At 67.9% G+C, this 17,509-nt stretch carries 16 protein-coding genes; 7 read left to right on the top strand and 9 right to left on the bottom strand.

Annotation, left to right across the window (positions count from 1 at the left end; translation table 11 throughout):
• Positions 1-66 precede the first annotated feature (66 nt).
• The 6 genes from M6444_RS09345 to M6444_RS09320 all read left to right on the top strand — a co-directional run bounded on the left by M6444_RS09345 (position 67) and on the right by M6444_RS09320 (position 7,317).
• The gene (locus M6444_RS09345; protein WP_298325993.1) at positions 67-1,431 is read left to right on the top strand and encodes an extracellular solute-binding protein; all 1,365 of its coding nucleotides are present in this window, start codon (positions 67-69) and stop codon (positions 1,429-1,431) included.
• A gap of 81 nt (positions 1,432-1,512) precedes the next feature.
• On the top strand, positions 1,513-2,445 hold the full coding sequence (locus tag M6444_RS09340; protein WP_298325990.1) for a sugar ABC transporter permease: 933 nt from the start codon (positions 1,513-1,515) through the stop codon (positions 2,443-2,445).
• Positions 2,442-3,326 (top strand): carbohydrate ABC transporter permease, encoded by an 885-nt coding sequence (locus M6444_RS09335; RefSeq protein WP_298325987.1) that lies wholly within the window; start codon positions 2,442-2,444, stop codon positions 3,324-3,326. The genes M6444_RS09340 and M6444_RS09335 overlap by 4 nt, the downstream gene beginning before the upstream one ends.
• Before the next feature lie 43 nt (positions 3,327-3,369).
• On the top strand, positions 3,370-4,878 hold the full coding sequence (locus M6444_RS09330; RefSeq protein ID WP_298325985.1) for an alpha-N-arabinofuranosidase: 1,509 nt from the start codon (positions 3,370-3,372) through the stop codon (positions 4,876-4,878).
• Positions 4,875-6,287, top strand: coding sequence for a cellulase family glycosylhydrolase (locus M6444_RS09325; RefSeq protein ID WP_298325983.1), 1,413 nt, complete (start codon positions 4,875-4,877; stop codon positions 6,285-6,287). Before M6444_RS09330 ends, M6444_RS09325 begins: the two co-directional genes overlap by 4 nt.
• Positions 6,288-6,303: 16 nt before the next feature.
• Complete coding sequence (locus M6444_RS09320; protein WP_298326150.1) at positions 6,304-7,317, top strand: LacI family DNA-binding transcriptional regulator; 1,014 nt, start codon at positions 6,304-6,306, stop codon at positions 7,315-7,317.
• A 66-nt stretch (positions 7,318-7,383) separates the two neighbouring features.
• Here the strand turns inward: M6444_RS09320 and M6444_RS09315 are convergent, their stop codons facing one another.
• The 5 genes from M6444_RS09315 to M6444_RS09295 all read right to left on the bottom strand — a co-directional run bounded on the left by M6444_RS09315 (position 7,384) and on the right by M6444_RS09295 (position 12,867).
• On the bottom strand, positions 7,384-8,586 hold the full coding sequence (locus tag M6444_RS09315) for a fumarylacetoacetate hydrolase family protein (RefSeq protein ID WP_298325980.1): 1,203 nt from the start codon (positions 8,584-8,586) through the stop codon (positions 7,384-7,386).
• Positions 8,583-9,764, bottom strand: coding sequence for a mandelate racemase/muconate lactonizing enzyme family protein (locus M6444_RS09310; protein ID WP_298325978.1), 1,182 nt, complete (start codon positions 9,762-9,764; stop codon positions 8,583-8,585). The genes M6444_RS09315 and M6444_RS09310 overlap by 4 nt, the downstream gene beginning before the upstream one ends.
• A 6-nt stretch (positions 9,765-9,770) precedes the next feature.
• Entirely contained in the window at positions 9,771-10,601 is an 831-nt protein-coding gene (locus M6444_RS09305) for a carbohydrate ABC transporter permease (protein ID WP_298325977.1), read from the bottom strand.
• On the bottom strand, positions 10,598-11,539 hold the full coding sequence (locus M6444_RS09300; RefSeq protein WP_298325975.1) for a sugar ABC transporter permease: 942 nt from the start codon (positions 11,537-11,539) through the stop codon (positions 10,598-10,600). Before M6444_RS09300 ends, M6444_RS09305 begins: the two co-directional genes overlap by 4 nt.
• A 68-nt stretch (positions 11,540-11,607) precedes the next feature.
• On the bottom strand, positions 11,608-12,867 hold the full coding sequence (locus M6444_RS09295) for a sugar ABC transporter substrate-binding protein (protein WP_298325971.1): 1,260 nt from the start codon (positions 12,865-12,867) through the stop codon (positions 11,608-11,610).
• A 128-nt stretch (positions 12,868-12,995) separates the two neighbouring features.
• On the opposite strand from M6444_RS09295, the gene M6444_RS09290 reads away from it, so the two are divergent.
• Positions 12,996-13,769 carry an IclR family transcriptional regulator gene (locus M6444_RS09290; protein WP_298325967.1) on the top strand — a complete coding sequence of 258 codons (774 nt, stop codon included), beginning with the start codon at positions 12,996-12,998 and terminating at the stop codon, positions 13,767-13,769.
• Here the strand turns inward: M6444_RS09290 and M6444_RS09285 are convergent.
• The 4 genes from M6444_RS09285 to M6444_RS09270 form a co-directional block, all read right to left on the bottom strand.
• The gene (locus tag M6444_RS09285) at positions 13,766-14,617 is read right to left on the bottom strand and encodes an ABC transporter ATP-binding protein (RefSeq protein WP_298325964.1); all 852 of its coding nucleotides are present in this window, start codon (positions 14,615-14,617) and stop codon (positions 13,766-13,768) included. The genes M6444_RS09290 and M6444_RS09285 overlap by 4 nt on opposite strands.
• Positions 14,614-15,690 (bottom strand): iron ABC transporter permease, encoded by a 1,077-nt coding sequence (locus M6444_RS09280; RefSeq protein ID WP_363326297.1) that lies wholly within the window; start codon positions 15,688-15,690, stop codon positions 14,614-14,616. The genes M6444_RS09285 and M6444_RS09280 overlap by 4 nt, the downstream gene beginning before the upstream one ends.
• 5 nt (positions 15,691-15,695) lie before the next feature.
• Positions 15,696-16,679, bottom strand: coding sequence for an iron ABC transporter permease (locus M6444_RS09275; RefSeq protein WP_363326296.1), 984 nt, complete (start codon positions 16,677-16,679; stop codon positions 15,696-15,698).
• A 56-nt stretch (positions 16,680-16,735) separates the two neighbouring features.
• Positions 16,736-17,509: ABC transporter substrate-binding protein (locus tag M6444_RS09270; protein WP_298325956.1), on the bottom strand; the 774-nt coding region annotated here is incomplete at its 5' end.

The following is a 17,509-nucleotide window of genomic DNA, read 5'->3' as shown; positions in this document are numbered from 1 at the left end:
TGATGGTCCGGCCGCAGGTGGACGCGCCGACGATGAGGTCCTACGCATCCCGAAAGGAACACGCCCATGAAGCGAAGGCCACTGTTCGTGGCGACGGCGACGCTCGTGCTTGCGAGCGCGCTCGCCGCCTGCTCCTCCGGCGATGATGAGGAGACAAGCAGCAGCGGAGGCGGAAGCGACCCCGGTAACTGCACGAACACCATCCCCAAGGCCGACGTCCCGGTCGTCACGTTATGGGCCTGGTATCCGAACATGGAGCTCGTCGTCGACAACTTCAACGAACTGCACGACGACGTCCAGGTGTGCTGGACCAACGTCGGCCAGGGCGGCGACGAGTACGACAAGTTCCAGACGGCGATCGCCGCCGGCACCGGCGCGCCCGACGTCATCATGATCGAAGCCGACCGGATCCCCACGTTCCAGATCCAGGACGCGCTCGTGGACATCAGAGAGTACGGCTACGACGAGGTCGCCGACGACTACAGCGAGGGCTCCTGGAAGGACGTCTCAGTCGGTGACGCGGTCTACGGTGTGCCGGTCGACGGCGGCCCGATGGCGATGATCTACCGCAAGGACGTCTTCGACCAGTACGGCATCACCCCGCCGACCACGTGGGCGGAGTACGAACAAGCGGCTCAGACTGTGCGTGACGCCGGCGGGCCGCTGTTCGGCGACCTCGGCGCGAACGTCCCGGCCGTCATGATGGCGCTGCAGATCCAGAAAGGTGCGGACCCCTTCACCTATGACGAGGCCGACCCCGAGAACATCGGCATAGAACTGAACGACCAGGCGTCGAAGGACGTGCTGGACTACTGGGCCGGCCTGGTCGAGAAGGACCTGGTCGGGACCCAAGATCAGTTCACCCCCGAATACATCTCCGGCGTCATCGCCGGTGACTACGCCACCTACATCTCGGCAGCCTGGGCTCCGGGCTACCTCACCGGTGCCGGCGTGGGCGAGGGTGCGGACTCCGGCACGTTCGGCGTCGCGCCGCTGCCGCAGTGGGATCCGGCCAATCCGGTCCAGGTGAACTGGGGCGGATCGGCGTTCTCGGTGACCAGTCAGGCCTCGGACCCGGAGCTGGCGGCGAAGGTCGCGTTCGAGATCTACGCCGACGAAGAGTCGCTCACCGACGGCTGGACCAACCAGATCATCTTCCCGTTGAACCTCAACGCGCTCGACGATCCGGCATTCGCCGAGCTCGAGGTGGAGTTCTTCGGTGGGTACCAGGCCAACAAAGAGGTCTACATCCCGGCGGCGAACGCCTACGAGGGTTTCACCTACAGCCCGCTGCAGCAGTACTACTTCGACGCCATGACCAAGCAGCTCGCGGCGGTCAACGAGGGCTCCATCTCCGGTTCCGAGGCTGCGGATCGACTCCACGAGGACGTCGTGGGCTATGCCGAGGAACAGGGATTCACGGTTCAGTGACCTGACGAGCAAGGGCCCGCACGCCTGCGAGCGGGCCCTTGCTCATCCGCCGCCGTCACCACACTTCCCCGGAGCTCGATCATGACCCTCACCGCCGAGCCGGCACCGCCGCGCACCGAACCGGCCACAGGCGCACCAGGCAAGGTGCGGCTTCGTGAGCAACTCACCGGCTGGCTGTTCGTCGCGCCATTCGGGCTGGTCTTCCTGGCCTTGCTGGTCGCGCCGCTGGTCTATGCGCTGTACCTGAGCCTGTTCCGCAAGGCGCTGATCGGGGGGACGAGCTTCGTCTTCCTCGACAACTACACGAAGGTGTTCACCGACCCGAGTTTCCTCGGGGGCGCCTGGTTCGTCATCCGCTTCTCGCTCGTGCTGATCCCGCTGCAGATGTTGATCTCGCTCGCGATCGCGCTCATCCTCGACTCGGTCACGTCGAGGTTCGCGCGCTTCTCGCGGCTGATGATCTTCCTGCCGTATGCGATCCCGGTGGTCATCGGCGCGCTCATGTGGGGCTTCCTGTACAGCAAGAACTTCGGGCCGCTCCACGACGTCTTCGGCGCCGCAGCGCCCGATCTGCTCAGCAGCAACATGATCTTCTACGGCCTGCTCAACATCGTCGTGTGGCAGTGGGCCGGCTACTACATGATCATCATCTACGCAGCGCTGCAGGGCATCGACCCGACGCTGTACGAAGCGGCTCGAATCGACGGAGCCGGCGGGTGGCAGATCGCGCTGCGGATCAAGATCCCGCTGATCACGCCGGCACTGCTGCTCATCCTGGTCTTCGCGTTGATCGGCACGTTGCAGTTCTTCAACGAACCCCAGATCTTGCGCGATCTCGCCGCCGGCTCGATCGGACCCGACTTCACCCCGAACATGTACGCCTACCAGCAGGCGTTCGGCCTGGCGAACTTCAACTACGGCTCGGCCATCTCGTTCGCACTCGGCGGCGTCGTGTTCGTCTGCGTCTACATCTTCTTGTTCGCCACCCGCAAGCGGGGGAGCTTCCTGTCATGAGCCTCCAGGTCCAGGGCGCCGAGCGGCGGCGCCGGTCGCAAAGCTCCCTGCCGCTGCAGGTGCTCCTCGGGTTCCTGCTGGTCTACTTTCTCGTGCCGTTCTGGTGGGTCATCGTCAACAGCTCGAAGAACGCCGCGGGGTTGTTCGGCGGCGGCAGCTCGCTGTGGTTCGCCGAGGACGTCGACTTCATCGGCAATCTGCGGGACCTGTTCACCTACGACGGCGGGATCTACACGCGATGGCTGCTCAACTCCGCGCTCTATGCCTTCGTGGGCGGCGCAGGGGCGACCGTGCTGGCGGTGCTGGCCGGATACGGCTTCGCGAAGTATCGCTTCGCCGGCCGGCGGTTCAGCTTCGCCGTCCTGCTCGGAGCGGTGATGGTCCCGGCCACCGCGCTGGTGATCCCGACGTTCGTGCTGTTCTCCCGGCTGGGGCTGACCAACACGATCTGGGCGGTGATCCTGCCGTCGCTGCTCAACCCGTTCGGGGTCTACTTGATGCACGTGTACGCGCGGGATGCGGTCTCCGACGAGCTGCTCGACGCTGCGCGGGTCGACGGCGCGGGCGAGGTGCGGTCGTTCCTGCAGATCGCACTCCCGCTGATGCGGCCGGTCATCGTCACGGTGCTGCTGCTGTCGGTCGTGGCGACCTGGAACAACTACTTTCTCCCGCTGGCGATGCTGTCGGACAACGACCTGTATCCGGTGACGGTCGGCATCGGGCAATGGCAGGGCGTAGCTTCGGCCAACAACGCCGGCGGCACGTCGCTGTGGAGCCTCATCGTCATGGGCTCTCTCGTGTCCATCGTCCCGCTCATCATCGCCTTTCTCAGCTTGCAGCGTCATTGGCGCGGAGGCCTGTCCATCGGGAGCTTGAAGTAGCCCGAGCTCTCGTCCGTGCCGCCAACCGACCCAGAAGAGGACCATGATCAGCGCTCACCTGACAGTCGACCCGTATTTCACCGTCGGCCCGATCAACCGCCGTCTCTTCGGCGCGTTCGTCGAGCATCTGGGCCGCTGTGTGTACGACGGCATCTACGAACCCGGCCATCCCACCGCCGATGATCAGGGGTACCGCGAAGACGTCATGGCGCTGGTCCGGGAGCTCGGCGTGACGACCATCCGCTATCCGGGCGGGAACTTCGTCTCCGGATACCGCTGGGAGGACGGCATCGGCCCTCGTGAGCAGCGGCCACGACGCCTCGATCTGGCCTGGCACTCCACCGAGACGAACGAGGTCGGGCTCGACGAGTTCGCCGCGTGGTCGCGCAAGGTCGGCAGCGAGCTCATGTACGCGGTGAATCTCGGGACGCGCGGCGTGCAGGACGCCCTGGACGTCCTGGAATACGCCAACATCCGCTCCGGCACACGACTCTCGGACCTGCGGGTCGCCAACGGCACACCACGCCCGCACGACATCCGCATGTGGTGCCTGGGCAACGAGATGGACGGCGCCTGGCAACTGGGGCACGGCAGCGCGCAGGAGTACGCGAGCCTGGCCGCCAAGACCGCCCGGGCCATGCGGCAGATCGACCCCGGCCTCGAACTCGTCGTCTGCGGCAGCTCGAGCGCGCAGATGGCGACGTTCGGCAGCTGGGAACGGACGGTGCTCGAAGCAACCTACGACGAGGTCGACTACATCTCCTGCCATGCCTATTACGAGCCGAAGGACGGTGACCACCCCAGCTTCCTCGCCTCGGCGGTGAACATGGACCGGTTCATCGAGTCGGTCGCGGCGACCGCCGACCACGTCAAGGCCGAGCGCCGCAGCACCAAGACGATGCACATCGCCTTCGACGAGTGGAACGTGTGGTACCAGTCGCGCTACGGGGTCGAGAAGCTCACCGGCATCGACGACTGGCCGGTCGCGCCACGCCTGTTGGAGCACACGTACTCGGTCATGGACGCCGTCGTGGTCGGCAACCTGCTGATCTCGCTGATCCGGCACGCCGACCGGGTCACCGCCGCGAGCCTCGCACAACTGGTCAACGTCATCGCACCGATCATGACCGAGCCGGGTGGGCCGGCGTGGCGGCAGACGACCTTCTATCCGTTCGCCTTCACCGCGCGACTGGCCCGGGGCGAGGCGCTCGAGCTCAAACTGGACAGTCCGACCTACGACTCGGCCCGGCACGGCGAGGTCGCGGTGATCGACGCGGTGGCCACCCACGACGCCGATGGTGGCGGGACCGCGGTCTTCCTGGTCAACCGGGACGAGACGGCGGACGCCGAGATCGAGATCGACGTGCGGATGCTCGGGGAGGTCGGCGTGCGTGAGGCGTGGACACTCAGCGACAAGGACCCGCACGCTGCCAACACGCTCGAGCAGCAAGACCGCGCGCGGCCGGTGGCCAACCCGACGGCACGACGCGACGGCGGGTCGGTGACGATCTCGCTGCCTCCGGTCTCGTGGACCGCCCTGACCCTCGGATGAACGGAACCGCTGTGCTCAAAGTCGATGGACACCACATCGTCGCCGGTGACCAGCCGGTGATCCTGCGGGGTTTCGGCCTCGGCGGCTGGATGAACATGGAGAACTTCATCTCCGGCTACCCCGGGACCGAATCGCAGCACCGCAAAGTACTGCGCCGGGTTCTGGGCGAAGAGGGCTACACCAGATTCTTCGATCGGTTCCTCTCGGTGTTCTTCACCGACGACGACGCCGCCCTGCTCGCGGATCTGGGGCTCAATTCGTTGCGGATCCCGTTCAACTACCGCCATTTCGAGGACGACGCGGCGCCGTTCCAGATCAAGCCCGAGGGGTTCGCGCTGCTCGATCGGGTGGTGGACACCTGCGCGCGCCACGGCATCTACACGATTCTGGACCTGCATGCCGTGCCCGGGGCGCAGAATCAGCACTGGCACAGCGACAACCCCACCCAGTGGGCGCATTTCTGGAGTCAGCGGCAGTTCCAGGACCGGGTCGTCCACCTGTGGGAGCACATCGCCGAGCACTACAAGGACCATGCGTGGGTGGCCGGCTACAACCCCGTCAACGAGCCCGCCGATGCCGAGGGCGTGACCATCGGACCCTTCTACCGGCGGCTGGAGGCGGCCATCCGCGCCGTCGACCCCGACCACATCCTGTTCCTGGACGGCAATCGCTATTCGACGCAGTTCGACCAGTTGGGTGATCCGCTGCCCAACTGCGTCTACACCGCCCACGACTACGCCATGCCGGGATTCGTCGACGGCGGTCCCTACCCCGGGGTCAGCCGAGGGGAGTACGTCGACCGCGACCGTGTGGAGGAGACTTTCCTCGCCCGGACCGAGTTCATGCGGCAAACCGGCACGCCTGTCTGGGTCGGTGAGTTCGGCCCGGTGTACACCGGCGACGCCGCGCGCGACGAGCAGCGCCACCGCCTGCTCGAGGACCAGTTGGAGATCTATCGCCGCTATGACGTCAGCTGGGCGTTGTGGACGTACAAGGACATCGGGCTCCAGGGACTGGCGACGGTCGACCCGGCGTCGCCCTACGCGCAGCGAGTGGCGCCGGTCTTGGAGAAGAAGGCACGCCTCGGTGTCGACTCCTGGGGATCGACCGACGCCGAGATCCGCCACATCCTGCAGCCGATCGAGGACCTGTTCGAGCAGGAGTTCCCCGACTTCCAGCCCTTCCCGTGGGGCGCCCGCCGGTGGATTCACGGGCACGTACGTCACGTCATGTTGGCCGAGGCCATGCTCGGAGACTTCGCCGCGGCATTCGAGGGCGTCACGCCCGACGAAGCGGAACGGCTCGCGGACTCGTTCGGTCTCGGGCAGTGCCAGATCCGTAAGCCGCTGGCCGATCTCCTCCGGCGGGCGGCCACCGGTGATCGTGCCCGGCCCGAAATCGGGGGATGATGGTGGCGTGGTACGGATGATCGATGTGGCGCGGGAGGCCGGCGTGTCGGCCATGACGGTCTCCAACGTCATCAACGGGCGGCCCGGGGTGAGCCCTGAGACGCGGTTGCGGGTGCTGGCGACCATCTCGAGGCTCGGGTACAAGGTGAACCACGCCGCGCGTCATCTGCGCACGGGCCGCACCGGTGCCGTCGGGCTGATCGTCCCGGACATCGACCGCCCCTACTACGCGCAGCTGGCCCGACGACTTGCCGACGTCGTGGAGCGCCGTGGCCTGCACCTCGTCGTCGAGCGCACCGGGGGCAACGCCGAGCGCGAGCTCGAAGCCATCTCGTTCGGCCGGCTGCGCAAGTACGACGGAGTGATCATCAGCCCCCTGCACCTCGACGCCGCCGACCTGGAGCACCTGCGGTTCGAGACACCCGTGGTGTTCATCGGGGAGAAACCGGTCCCGAAGAGGTTCGACCACGTCATGATGGACAACGTCGGCGGAGCTCGGATGGCCACGCACCACCTGCTCAGCACCGGGTCGCGGCGCATCGCCATCATCGGCGGGCGCCACGACGACCACGTCGACGACATGCCCTCCCTGCGGACCCGGGGCTACCGGCAGGCCCATGCCGAGTTCGGCGTCGAGGTGGACGAGCGGCTGGTGGTCGAGGTCGAGTCCTTCGATCCCGGGTCCGGCGCCCGCAGTCTCAAGCACCTGTATGACTCCGGCGTGGCGTTCGACGGCGTTTTCGCGCTCACCGACGCCGCCGCGATGGGGGTGTTGCGGGCTTTGGCCGATCTGAACATCGACATACCGGGTGAGGTGCAAGCGATCGGTTTCGACAACGACGAAGAGACGGAGTTCTTGGTACCGCGGCTGTCGTCGGTGGAACCGTGCAACGACGCGATGGCCGAGCGGATCCTCGAGATGCTGGAGTACCGCATGGCGGCCAACGGCGACGACCCCCGGGACGTGCCGGAGCCGGCGACGACCATCGTGAACTCGCAGTTGGTGCTGCGCGAGTCGACCCGCCGCTGAGGCGGGGCCTACCGGCCGCTGAGGCGGGGCCCACCGGCCGCGAAGCGACCGGCGGCCCCGCCCGGTTCACAGCAGACCGCGCTGGGCGAGGTTGCCCATCAAGTCGCGCACGCCGAAGTCCCACGGCTCACAGTCCTCGGCGTGGCGGACACGGTTGACCAAGGTGCCCAGCTCCGGCGAGCTGATCCGCACGATGTCGTCCACGTGATGCGTGAACCCGTCCCCGGGCCGGTCGCGGTCTTCGGTGGGCGCGAACATCGTGCCGAGCATGAGCACCGCGCCATCGGGATACTGGTGGTGCCGGCCGATCAGTTGTTCCACCAGCGCCTGCGGATCACGCGAGATGTGCGACATCCGCGAGACCGCTTCGAGGTGGAAGCCGTCCGCCGCTTCGACGTCCAGGCGCACCTCGAGTTCGCGCACCCGGTCGAGGTCGAAGCGATCGTCGAAAAGCCGGATGAACGGGCCCAGTGCACAGGAGGCGTTGTTGTCCTTGGCTTTCGGCAGCAACAGAGCGGAGCGGCCCTCGACGTCACGCAGGTTCACGTCGTTGCCGAGGGTCGCTCCCACGATCTGCCCGCTGGAGTTCACCACCGCGGCCACTTCGGGTTCGGGGTTGTTCCAGGTGGAGTCCGCGAGTACACCGACCGGCACGGCGGTGCCCACTGCGGACAGCACCTGGCCCTTGGTGAAGATCTCGGCATCGGGGCCGATCCCGACCTCGAGGTACTGGCTCCAGGCGCCCTCGGAGATCAGGCTGTCCTTCAACCGCTGTGCTTGCTCGGAGCCTGGTGTGAGGTCGTGGAAGTCGTCGCCGATGTCGGCGAGCATCCGGCGGCGGATGTCCGCGGCGAGGGCGAGGTCGCCGCGAGCTCGTTCCTCGATGACGCGTTCGATCATCGACACCGCGAACGTCACCCCGGCGGCCTTCAGAGCCTGCAGGTCGACGGGCGCGAGCAGCCACGGGCGGGTGGTGTCGCGCTGCGGGGCGCCGGTGTTGGCCAGCGCATCGGCGACGCTCGCCACGATCCGGCCGTCGAGCCCGGCGATCTCGGCTGCAGGCTTGGGCAGCTCGCAGATGTCGCGGACGGTGGCGAAGCGGTCGCTGAGATCGAGCAGCTGCCCGTCCCGGACGAGCACCGGTGACGGCCCTCCCACGGCCGGGTCCCAGACCCGGCCGACCAGGACGCTCTCGGTGGCGTCCTGCGGCAGTGCGTCGGCGGCGGTGCCGAACCAGGCGGTGGCGGACTCGGATGCAGACTGGCTCATTCGTCGGCTCCCAGATTGAAGAACGAACGCTCGTCGTGGGGACGGATGTCGGCGACCGCATGATCGAACAGGCGCATCGGGTGCGGGGTGAACGGGTGGCGGGCGATCTCGTCCAGATTCAGCTCGATGCCGAGCCCGATGCCGGTCGGGATGATGATGTCGCCTTCCTCGGTCAACGTGAGGCGTTCGTTGGTGATCGCCGGACGCCAGGGTACGTCGGTCGCCATGATCTCCAAATAGTGGAAGTTGGGCAGCGTTGCGCCGAGCTGCAGCGTGGCCGCCGTGCTCAGCGGGCCGCTCGGGTTGTGTGGCGCGAAGCCGACGTAACTGGTGGCAGCGAGGGTGGAGATGAAGGCCAGCTCGGCCAGGCCGCCGGCATGCGTGACGTCGGGCTGGACGAAGTCGACTGCCTGGCGGGCGAGAGCGGGCGCGAACCCCTGCCGGCCGAACCACCGCTCGCCCGCGGCTATCGGCACCGGTGACGCTCGGCGGATGTCGACCAGAGCATCGAGGTTGTCCGGCGGGCACGGTTCCTCGAACCAGACTGGATCGAACTGCGCGAGTTGCCGCGCGACCAGGATCGCGTGGCGGACGTCGAAGCGCCCGTGGCCCTCGATGAACAGCTCGACGTCCGGCCCGACGGCCGAGCGGACCGCGTCCACCTGGGCCAGCACGCGGTCGAGTTGGCGGGAGGTGATGACGAGGTCGTAGTTTTCGAACGGGTCCCACTTCAGCCCGCGGAACCCGGTCGCGACGGTGGCTCTGGCGGCGGCCGCGTAGTCCTCAGGCGTGGCGGCGCCGGAGAACCAGCCGTTGGCGTAGGCCCGCACCCGGTCGCGGGTGGCGCCGCCGAGCAGCCGGTGTACCGGCACACCGAGGTCGCGCGCGGAAATGTCCCACAGGGCCATCTCGAAGGCGCTCAGCGCTGTCATGATGACCGGCCCGCCGCGCCAGTACCAGTCGCGGGCCAGCTGGTAGATGGTGCCGGAGATGCACGTGGGGTCGAGACCGGTGACCGCTTCGGCGAGCTCGGCGATCGCGCCTTGGACGGCGCGTTCCTTGCCTTCCAGCGTGGCCTCGCCGAGCCCGACGATGCCTTCATCGGTGCGGACGCGGACGATGACGAGGTTGGTGCGATAGAAGTCGACGACGAAGGTGTCGACCGCGATGATTTTCATGAGTTCTCAGCCTTTGACTGCGCCGGCGGTCATGCCGGCGACGACGTATTTCTGCGCGAAGAGGTAGAACGCGACGGCGGGTAGCGTGAACATGAAGGCGACCGCCATCACCGTCTGCACCGGTGTGCCCACCTCGCCGATGAAGCTCGCGATCCCGACCGAGGCCGGCTGCATCTGCGGGGCGTAGATGAAGGTCACGGCGAACACGTACTCGTTCCAGGCGTGGAAGAACGCGATGACCGCGGCGGCGGCGATCGACGGAGCGATCAGCGGCACGTTGATGCGAACCAGCATGGTGAACGGACGGGCACCGTCGACTCGCCCGGCCTCTTCGAGCTCACGCGGGACACCGTCGATCGCGCCCTTGAGGATCAGCGCGACGATCGGCAGCACGAACGCCGAGTTGGCCAGGATCAGTCCGGTGAGAGAGTCCAGGAGGTCGAACCGGTTGAACAGCGCGAACAACGGCACGACCATGAGCGCTTCGGGAAGCATCTGCGTCAGCAGCAGTGCGACCGTCATCAGGGTCTTGCCCACGAACGAGAACCGCGAGAGCGCGTAGCCCAGCGGAATGCCCAGCCCGATCGACAGCACTGTCGTGCCGGCCGCGATCACCAGGCTGTTGCGAAGCCAGCGCAGGGTATCGCCTCCGGTCAGGGCGTCGACGAACCCGGTGAACTGGGAGAAGTCGGGAAACAGCCGGGCATCCGCCGCGAACAGGTCGGAGTCGCTGGACAGTGCGGTGACGAACATCCAGTACAGCGGGAAGACCGCGATCCCGATGACGAACAGGACGGTCACGATGCGCAGGGTGAGTCCGATGCGGAGCCGGCTCATCGGGTGTTCTCCTTCTCGGCTGCGCGGGCGACGAACCTGCTGCCGGCGATGACGATGAGCGAGATGACGACACCCACCATCCCGATCGCAGCGGCCGTGCCGAGCTGCTTGGAGTCGAATGCCTGGGCGTAGAGATCGATGACGAGCGTCTCGGTGGAACCGACGGGGCCTCCCTTGGTCATCAGCCAGATCAGCTCGAATCGACGGATCGACCAGATCGTCATGAGTAGGGCGAGCAGCCCGACGGTGGGCTTGATGACCTGCCAGGTGACCGCTCGGAACGTCCACCATCGGCCCGCGCCGTCCATCGTGGCGGCCTCGGTCAGGTCTTTCGGCACCCCCTGGAGCGCGGACAACAACACGACCGAGGCGAGGGGAAACAACTGCCAGGTGGTCGTGACGAGGATCGCAGGCAGGGCGTAGGTCTGGCTGTCGAGGATCGCGCCGCCGGCGACGCCCAGCCCCACGGCGTCGAGGAACCGGTTCACGATCCCGTACTGGGGGTTGAGCATCCAGGTGGCGATGAGTGCGACGGCGATCGCCGGAGCCGCCCAGGGCACGGTGACCAGGGCGCGCGCCACGCCACGGCCACGGAACCCGCGGTTGAGCAGTAGCGCGACGAGCAGCCCCGAGCCGACGGATCCCACGACGCACACCACGACGTAGACGAGCGTGATCAGCAGGGTGCGCCGGAAGTCGTCGTCACCGAAGATGTGGGCGTAGTTCTCCAGCCCCACCCAGGTGCTGTTGGTGGGGTTGAGCAGCGACGTCTTCGTGAAGCTCAAGAAGACCTGTTGGGCCAGTGGCACGCCTTGAAAAATGGCGATGAACAGGGCGGCGGGAGCGAGGAACAGATACGGCGTCCATCTGCTTCCCAGCGGGCTACGTCGGCGCCCGGCCTCGGTCTGAGGCGCTCTCGTGTGCTCGAGCACGGTCATCGAGTGGGTGTCCTTCGTCAAGATAGGCCGACGCCGGGGCGAGCGGGCTCGCCCCGGCGTCTGCAGGGTCAGCCGACCAGGTCGCTCGCCTGGTCCTGAGCGTTGTCCAGCGCGGTCTGGAGGTCCACTTGGCCCTGGAGCGCGGCGATGACGTTCTGGATGACGACCTTGCGGATGTCCGGCGTCTGGGACTCGAAGCCCAGGACGGTGTGCGGAAGGCTGGACTCCGTGAGGTCATCGAAGGTGGTGAGGAACGGCATCTGCTGAAGCGACTCGTCACTGCGCTCGGTGGCGGTGGCAACACTGCTCGCGCCGAGGATCTCCTGCAGCGACACCTGGTTCTCCTCCTCGAGTGCCCACTCGATGAACGTGGCCGCCTCTTCCTTGGCGGAGCTGGCCTCGTTGATCACGATGGGGGCGAGGATCGCGCCCTGGCTGCGTTCGGGGAAGGGGATCGGGGCGACGTTGAAATTCAGGTCCGGGCTCTCGGCGATCAGGTGCGTGGCGTACCCGCCGTTGTTGAGCTCCATGGCGACCTTGCCTTCGGCGAACATGCGCCGGAAGGTCGCCGCGTCGGCGCCGCGGGGGATGACCTCGGCGTCGTAGAGGTCCTTGTAGGCCTGCAGGCCTTCGAGGTTCTCCGGCGCGTTGATGGTCAGGTTCTCCCCGTCGGACCAGGCGCCGCCGAAGCCGTACACGTAGTTGAAGATGTCCTGCCACATGCCGGCTTCTTCCGCCTCGGTCTGGCGGAAGGCGAGGCCGAAGACGTCACCGTTGGTCAGTGACTTTGCCGTAGCGACGAAGTCGTCATAGGTCGCCGGCGGTTCCGGCATCAGGTCGGCGTTGTAGAACAACGCATAGTTGGATGCCTCGAAGATGACCCCGTGTCGCACGCCGTCGTGGCTCATGAACTGATCCGGCTGCTCAATCAGTTCGTATCCGCTGAGGTCGATCAGATCGTCCAGCGGCGCGATCAAGCCGGCCTCCGAGGCGGCCTCGAACTCGGGCATGTCGAAGCGGATGAGGTCCGGCCCCTCGCCACCACCCATCTGGGTCAGCACCGTCTGGCCGAACGTGGGGTAGGGAACCGACGCCGCCTCGACTCGGATCTCGTCCTGGCTCGCGTTGAACTCCTCGAGCCACTCCTCCAGCTGCGGGCCGCGGCCCGGGTCGCCGAAGGTCGAGGCGGCGAAGGAGAGCGTGGTGACGCCGCCGTCCGAGGACGAGCTCGAGTCGGAGTCCGAGCCGCATCCCGCAGCGAGGGCGGCGGCAAGACCGACGGCGGTGGCCGCGGCTACTGTGGCGCGGCGAACGCGAGGTTTCCTCATCGGGTGCTCCTCTAGAGGTCGTGGCTTGGTTGAACGTTAAAGGTGCAACGATCGTAGTAACATATGCAACGCTGTCAAGTGGATGTTGCGCTCTGCGCCTGCACGTTCAGCGCACGACGGAGGTGGACGTGTCGCAGACGATCCAGCGGGCGATCGAGCTCGTCAAGAAGACCGCGGAAGAACCGCTGAGCCTCGCGCAGGCGGCGGAGGTGCTGGGGGTCCACAAGTCGACGGCGCTTCGGATCCTGCGGACGCTCGAGGCAGCCCGGTTCGTGCGAAAGACCGGCGCGGGGACGTACGTGGTCGGAAGTGGGCTCATCGAACTGTCCGAACTCGCCCTCGGGTCGATGGACCTGCGTCAGTTCGCCTCGGCGCACCTGCGCGAGCTCGGGCGCGAAACCGGGCACACCGTGCACCTGGCGCAATTGACCGGTGACGAGATCATCTACATCGACAAGGTCGACAGCCCTGCGTTCGACGCCGTGACGCTGCCATCACGGGTCGGGAGAGCGGTGTCGATCTATGCCAGTGCCGTCGGCAAGGTCATCTTGGCCTACCTGTCCCGGGTGGAGCGCGATCGGCTGCTTGCCCACGTCACGTTCGAGCGGCACACGGACACGACGCTCACCAATCGCGGCTCGCTCGAACGCGAGCTCACCGAAATCCGCCGGCGCGGCTGGGCTACCGACGACGGTGAACACGACGCCTACGTGAAATGTGTGGCCGCCCCGATCAGGGACTCCCGCGGGCAGGTCGTCGCCGCCGTCTCGGTCACTGCCATCGAGGTCGTCGCGACCCTCGCGCAGCTTGAGGAGAGGCTGCCGTTGTTGCTCGACACCGCCGAAGCGATCTCCGCGGAACTCGGCTACACGGCTCCGGCCGGGGCGCAGCCGGGCGCCTAGGCGAGACGCTGCCCGGCGGTGTCTGGACCGGACGGGGCGGCGTGGGGTTGCAGCCGGCGATGCCGCCCGATGGGCAGCATGAGGGGCCGGCCGGAGATCGGGTCGACGATGACCTGGCTGTCCAGGCCGAAGACAGCGCGCACCGTGTCAGCAGTGAGCACGGCCTCCGGCTCGCCCGCCGCGTAGATCGCGCCGTCGGCCATGGCGACCAGGTGGTCGGCATACCGGGCGGCGAGATTGAGGTCGTGCAACACCATGACGATGGTGGTGCCGCGGTGGCGGTTGAGATCGGTGAGCAGGTCGAGGACCTCGACCTGGTGGCTGACGTCCAGGAAGGTGGTCGGTTCGTCCAGCAGGAGGACGTCGGTCTGCTGCGCCAGAGCCATGGCGATCCAGACGCGCTGGCGCTGGCCGCCGGAGAGCTCGTCGACCGGGCGATCGGCGAGGTCCAGGGTGTTGGTGGCCTCCAGCGCGGCGGCCACGGCAGCGTCGTCGTCACGGCTCCAGCGGGAGAAAACGCCCTGGTGCGGGTGGCGGCCGCGGCCGACGAGGTCCGAAACGGTGATCCCCTCGGGCGCCAGCGGCGACTGCGGCAGCAGTCCGAGCGTGCGTGCGAGCTCTTTGGCCGGGCAGCGGTGGACCTGTTTGCCGTCCAACAGGACGTGCCCGGCCCGGGGGGCCAGCAGCCGTGACATCGAACGCAGCAGGGTGGATTTTCCGCAGGCATTCGCACCGACGATCGCAGTCACTCGGCCCGGCGGCACCTGCAGGTCGAGCGAGCTGATGACGAGACGGTCCTTGTAGCCGAGGGCGAGCCCCTCGGCCACCAGGCGGTGCGCGCTGGTCACAGCGTTCCTCCGGCACGGTTGGAACGGACGATGAGATAGATCAGGTACGGGGCGCCGAGGACTCCGGTCACGACCCCCACCGGGTAGCGCAATCCGAAAGCGAACTGACCGGTGAAATCCGCCACGAGCACCAGCACCGCGCCCACCAGGGCAGCCGGAAAGAGCAGCGAGAATCCGGGCCCCACCAGGCGGGCGGCGATCGGCCCGGAGAGAAAGGCGACGAACGCGATCGGCCCGGCCGCAGCGGTCGCGAACGCGATGAGGCACACCGCGGCGACGATCACCAGCAGGCGGGTGCGCTCCACGCGGACCCCGAGCGCCGCCGCGGCGTCGTCGCCGAGTTGCATCATCGTCAGCCCGCGCCCGCGCGCCAGCAGCAGCGGCCCGAGGACGACGAGCGCGACCAGCACCGGCAACACGTCGGCCCACCTGGCCCCGTTCAGGCTCCCGGTGAGCCATCGCAGCGCCTCCTGCAGGTCCCACTCGGCCGCCCGCGAGAGGACGTAGGCGGTGATCGAGTCCAGCATCGCGGCCAACCCGATACCCACCAGGATGAGTCGCGTCCCGGCCGCGCCCCCGCGGACGGACAGGGCGTAGATGAGCAGCGCCACGCCCAGAGCGGCGACGATCGCGACCATGGAGACCTGGGCGCCGCTCAGCGACCAGAAGACGATCGCGCAGGCGGCCGCGGCGCTGGCCCCGGAGCTGATGCCGATGATGTCCGGGCTGGCGAGCTGGTTGCGCAGCATCGTCTGGAAAGTGACGCCGCCCAGCCCGAAACACAATCCGGTCAGCACCCCCAGCGTCGCGCGCGGCAGCCGCAGCCGGCCGACGGTGAACGAGGCGCCGGACACCTGCTCACCCAGGATCACCGACGTCACCTCGCCGGGGCCGTAGAAGGTCTGGCCCACCATGAGCGTGACGGCGAACGTCGCGACCAGGAGCGCGGCCAGTACGGCGACGACGACGTTGCGACGCCGGCCGCGGCGCCGGCGACCGCGGGCGACGACGTCGACGGCGTCTCGCGTGGCGGCCGGACCGGCGGCCGGCGGTGTGGTCTCCGGGTTCGCGATCGTGCTCACAGGGCACGCACCTTGTGCCGGCGCACGACGACGATGAAGAACGGCGCCCCGATCAGCGCGGTGACGATACCCACGTCGATCTCGCTCGGCCGGGCCACGATGCGCCCGAGCACGTCCGCCGCGGTCAGCAGGCCCGCCCCGGTCAACGCGGAGAACGGCAGCAGCCAGCGATGGTCCGGGCCCACGAGCAGCCGGCACAGGTGCGGAATGACCAGGCCGACGAATCCGATCGGCCCCGCGATCGCCGTCGACGCGCCGCACAGCAGTACCGCGCCCAGCGCCGCCACCGCCCGGGTGAGGGCCACCCGCTCACCCAACCCGGCTGCGACGTCGTCGCCGAGGGCGAGGGTGTTCATGCCCCGCGCGGACAGCAGGCAGATGACGAAACCGGCCACGAGGAACGGTGTCAGCTGCCCGATGCGGTCGAACGACGCGCCACCCACGCCGCCGATCTGCCATGAGCGCACGTTCGCGCCGATGTCGTTGCGCGGCAGTGCGATGGCGGTGATGAACGACACGAAGGCCGCGGACGTCGCGGCGCCGGCGAGAGCGAGCTTGAGCGGCATGGGCCCGCCGCGGCCCAGCGAGCCGATGACGTAGACGAACACCGCCGAAATGCCGGCACCGACGATCGCGGTCCAGATGTAGCCGGTCGCCGACGTCAAGCCGAACCAGGCGATCCCGATCACGACCGCCAGCGCGGCGCCCATGTTCACGCCCAGGATGCCGGGGTCGGCCAGCGGGTTGCGGGTGACACCCTGCATGACGGCGCCGGACACCGCGAGCGCGGCGCCCACCGTCACCGCCAGAACCGTGCGCGGGATGCGTACCGACACCGCGGCGCGGTCCAGTCCGTCGGCCGACCCGCCGAGGGCGGCAACGATGTCGGACCACCCGACCTCGCGGGAGCCCACGGCGACCGACACCGCCATGAGCACGACCAGGACCGCGACCACCGCGAGCAGCCACAGCAGCCGCATCCGCCGGGGGCGGCGCAGCTGCGCGACGCCCCCGGCGGATGTTGCCTCGGTCGTCGTCACGACGCCTTGGCGGCAGCCTCGCCGAGCAGGGCGACGTAATCGTCCAGAACCCACGAGATGGCCAGCGGCGTCGGGTTCGCCGCCGTCCCGAGCGGACCGTTCTCCAGCGAAACGATCGCCCCGTTGGCCACGGCGGGCATCTGCGAGAGCAGCGGATCGCTCTTCAGCACGTCGACCACCGCCTGGTCGCCGTAGGTGACGATGACCTCGACGTCGTCGAACACGTCGACGTGCTCCGCGCTGACGGTCTGTACGAACTGGTCGTTGCCCGCCGAGGCTTCTGCCACGCTCTCGGGGGTCGTCAGGCCGAGATCGGCGAAGAACGCGCTGCGGGTGTCGTTGGCGGTGTAGAAGCTGACCTCGCTCAGGTCCGAGGCGTCCACGTGGGTGAGGAACATCGTCGACACCCCGTCGAGCTGCGGGTATTCGGCGACGGAGGCGGCGATCTCCTGTTCGATGTCCGCCACCAGCTCCTGGCCTTCGTCGCCCAGGCCGATCGCCTGGCTGTTGAGCTCGATGGTGTCGCGCCACGATGTCGCCCAGGGCGCCTCCGGATACGCGACCACCGGGGCGATCTCGCTGAGCGTGTCGTAGTCCTCCTGCGTCAGCCCCGAGTACGCGGCGAGGATGACGTCGGGCTGGGTGTCGGCCACGGCTTCGAAGTCCACGCCGTCGGTCTCGTCGAACAGCACCGGCGTCTCGGCGTCGAGCTCCTCCAGACGCTCCTCGACCCAGGGCAGGACGCCGTCGCCGTTGTCGTCGCCGAAGTT

It is taken from the genome of Haloactinopolyspora sp. (assembly GCF_027324685.1).
GTDB lineage: Bacteria > Actinomycetota > Actinomycetes > Jiangellales > Jiangellaceae > Haloactinopolyspora.
Note: the sequence above shows the minus strand (reverse complement) of the source record. Positions and strands in the feature narration are given on the sequence as shown.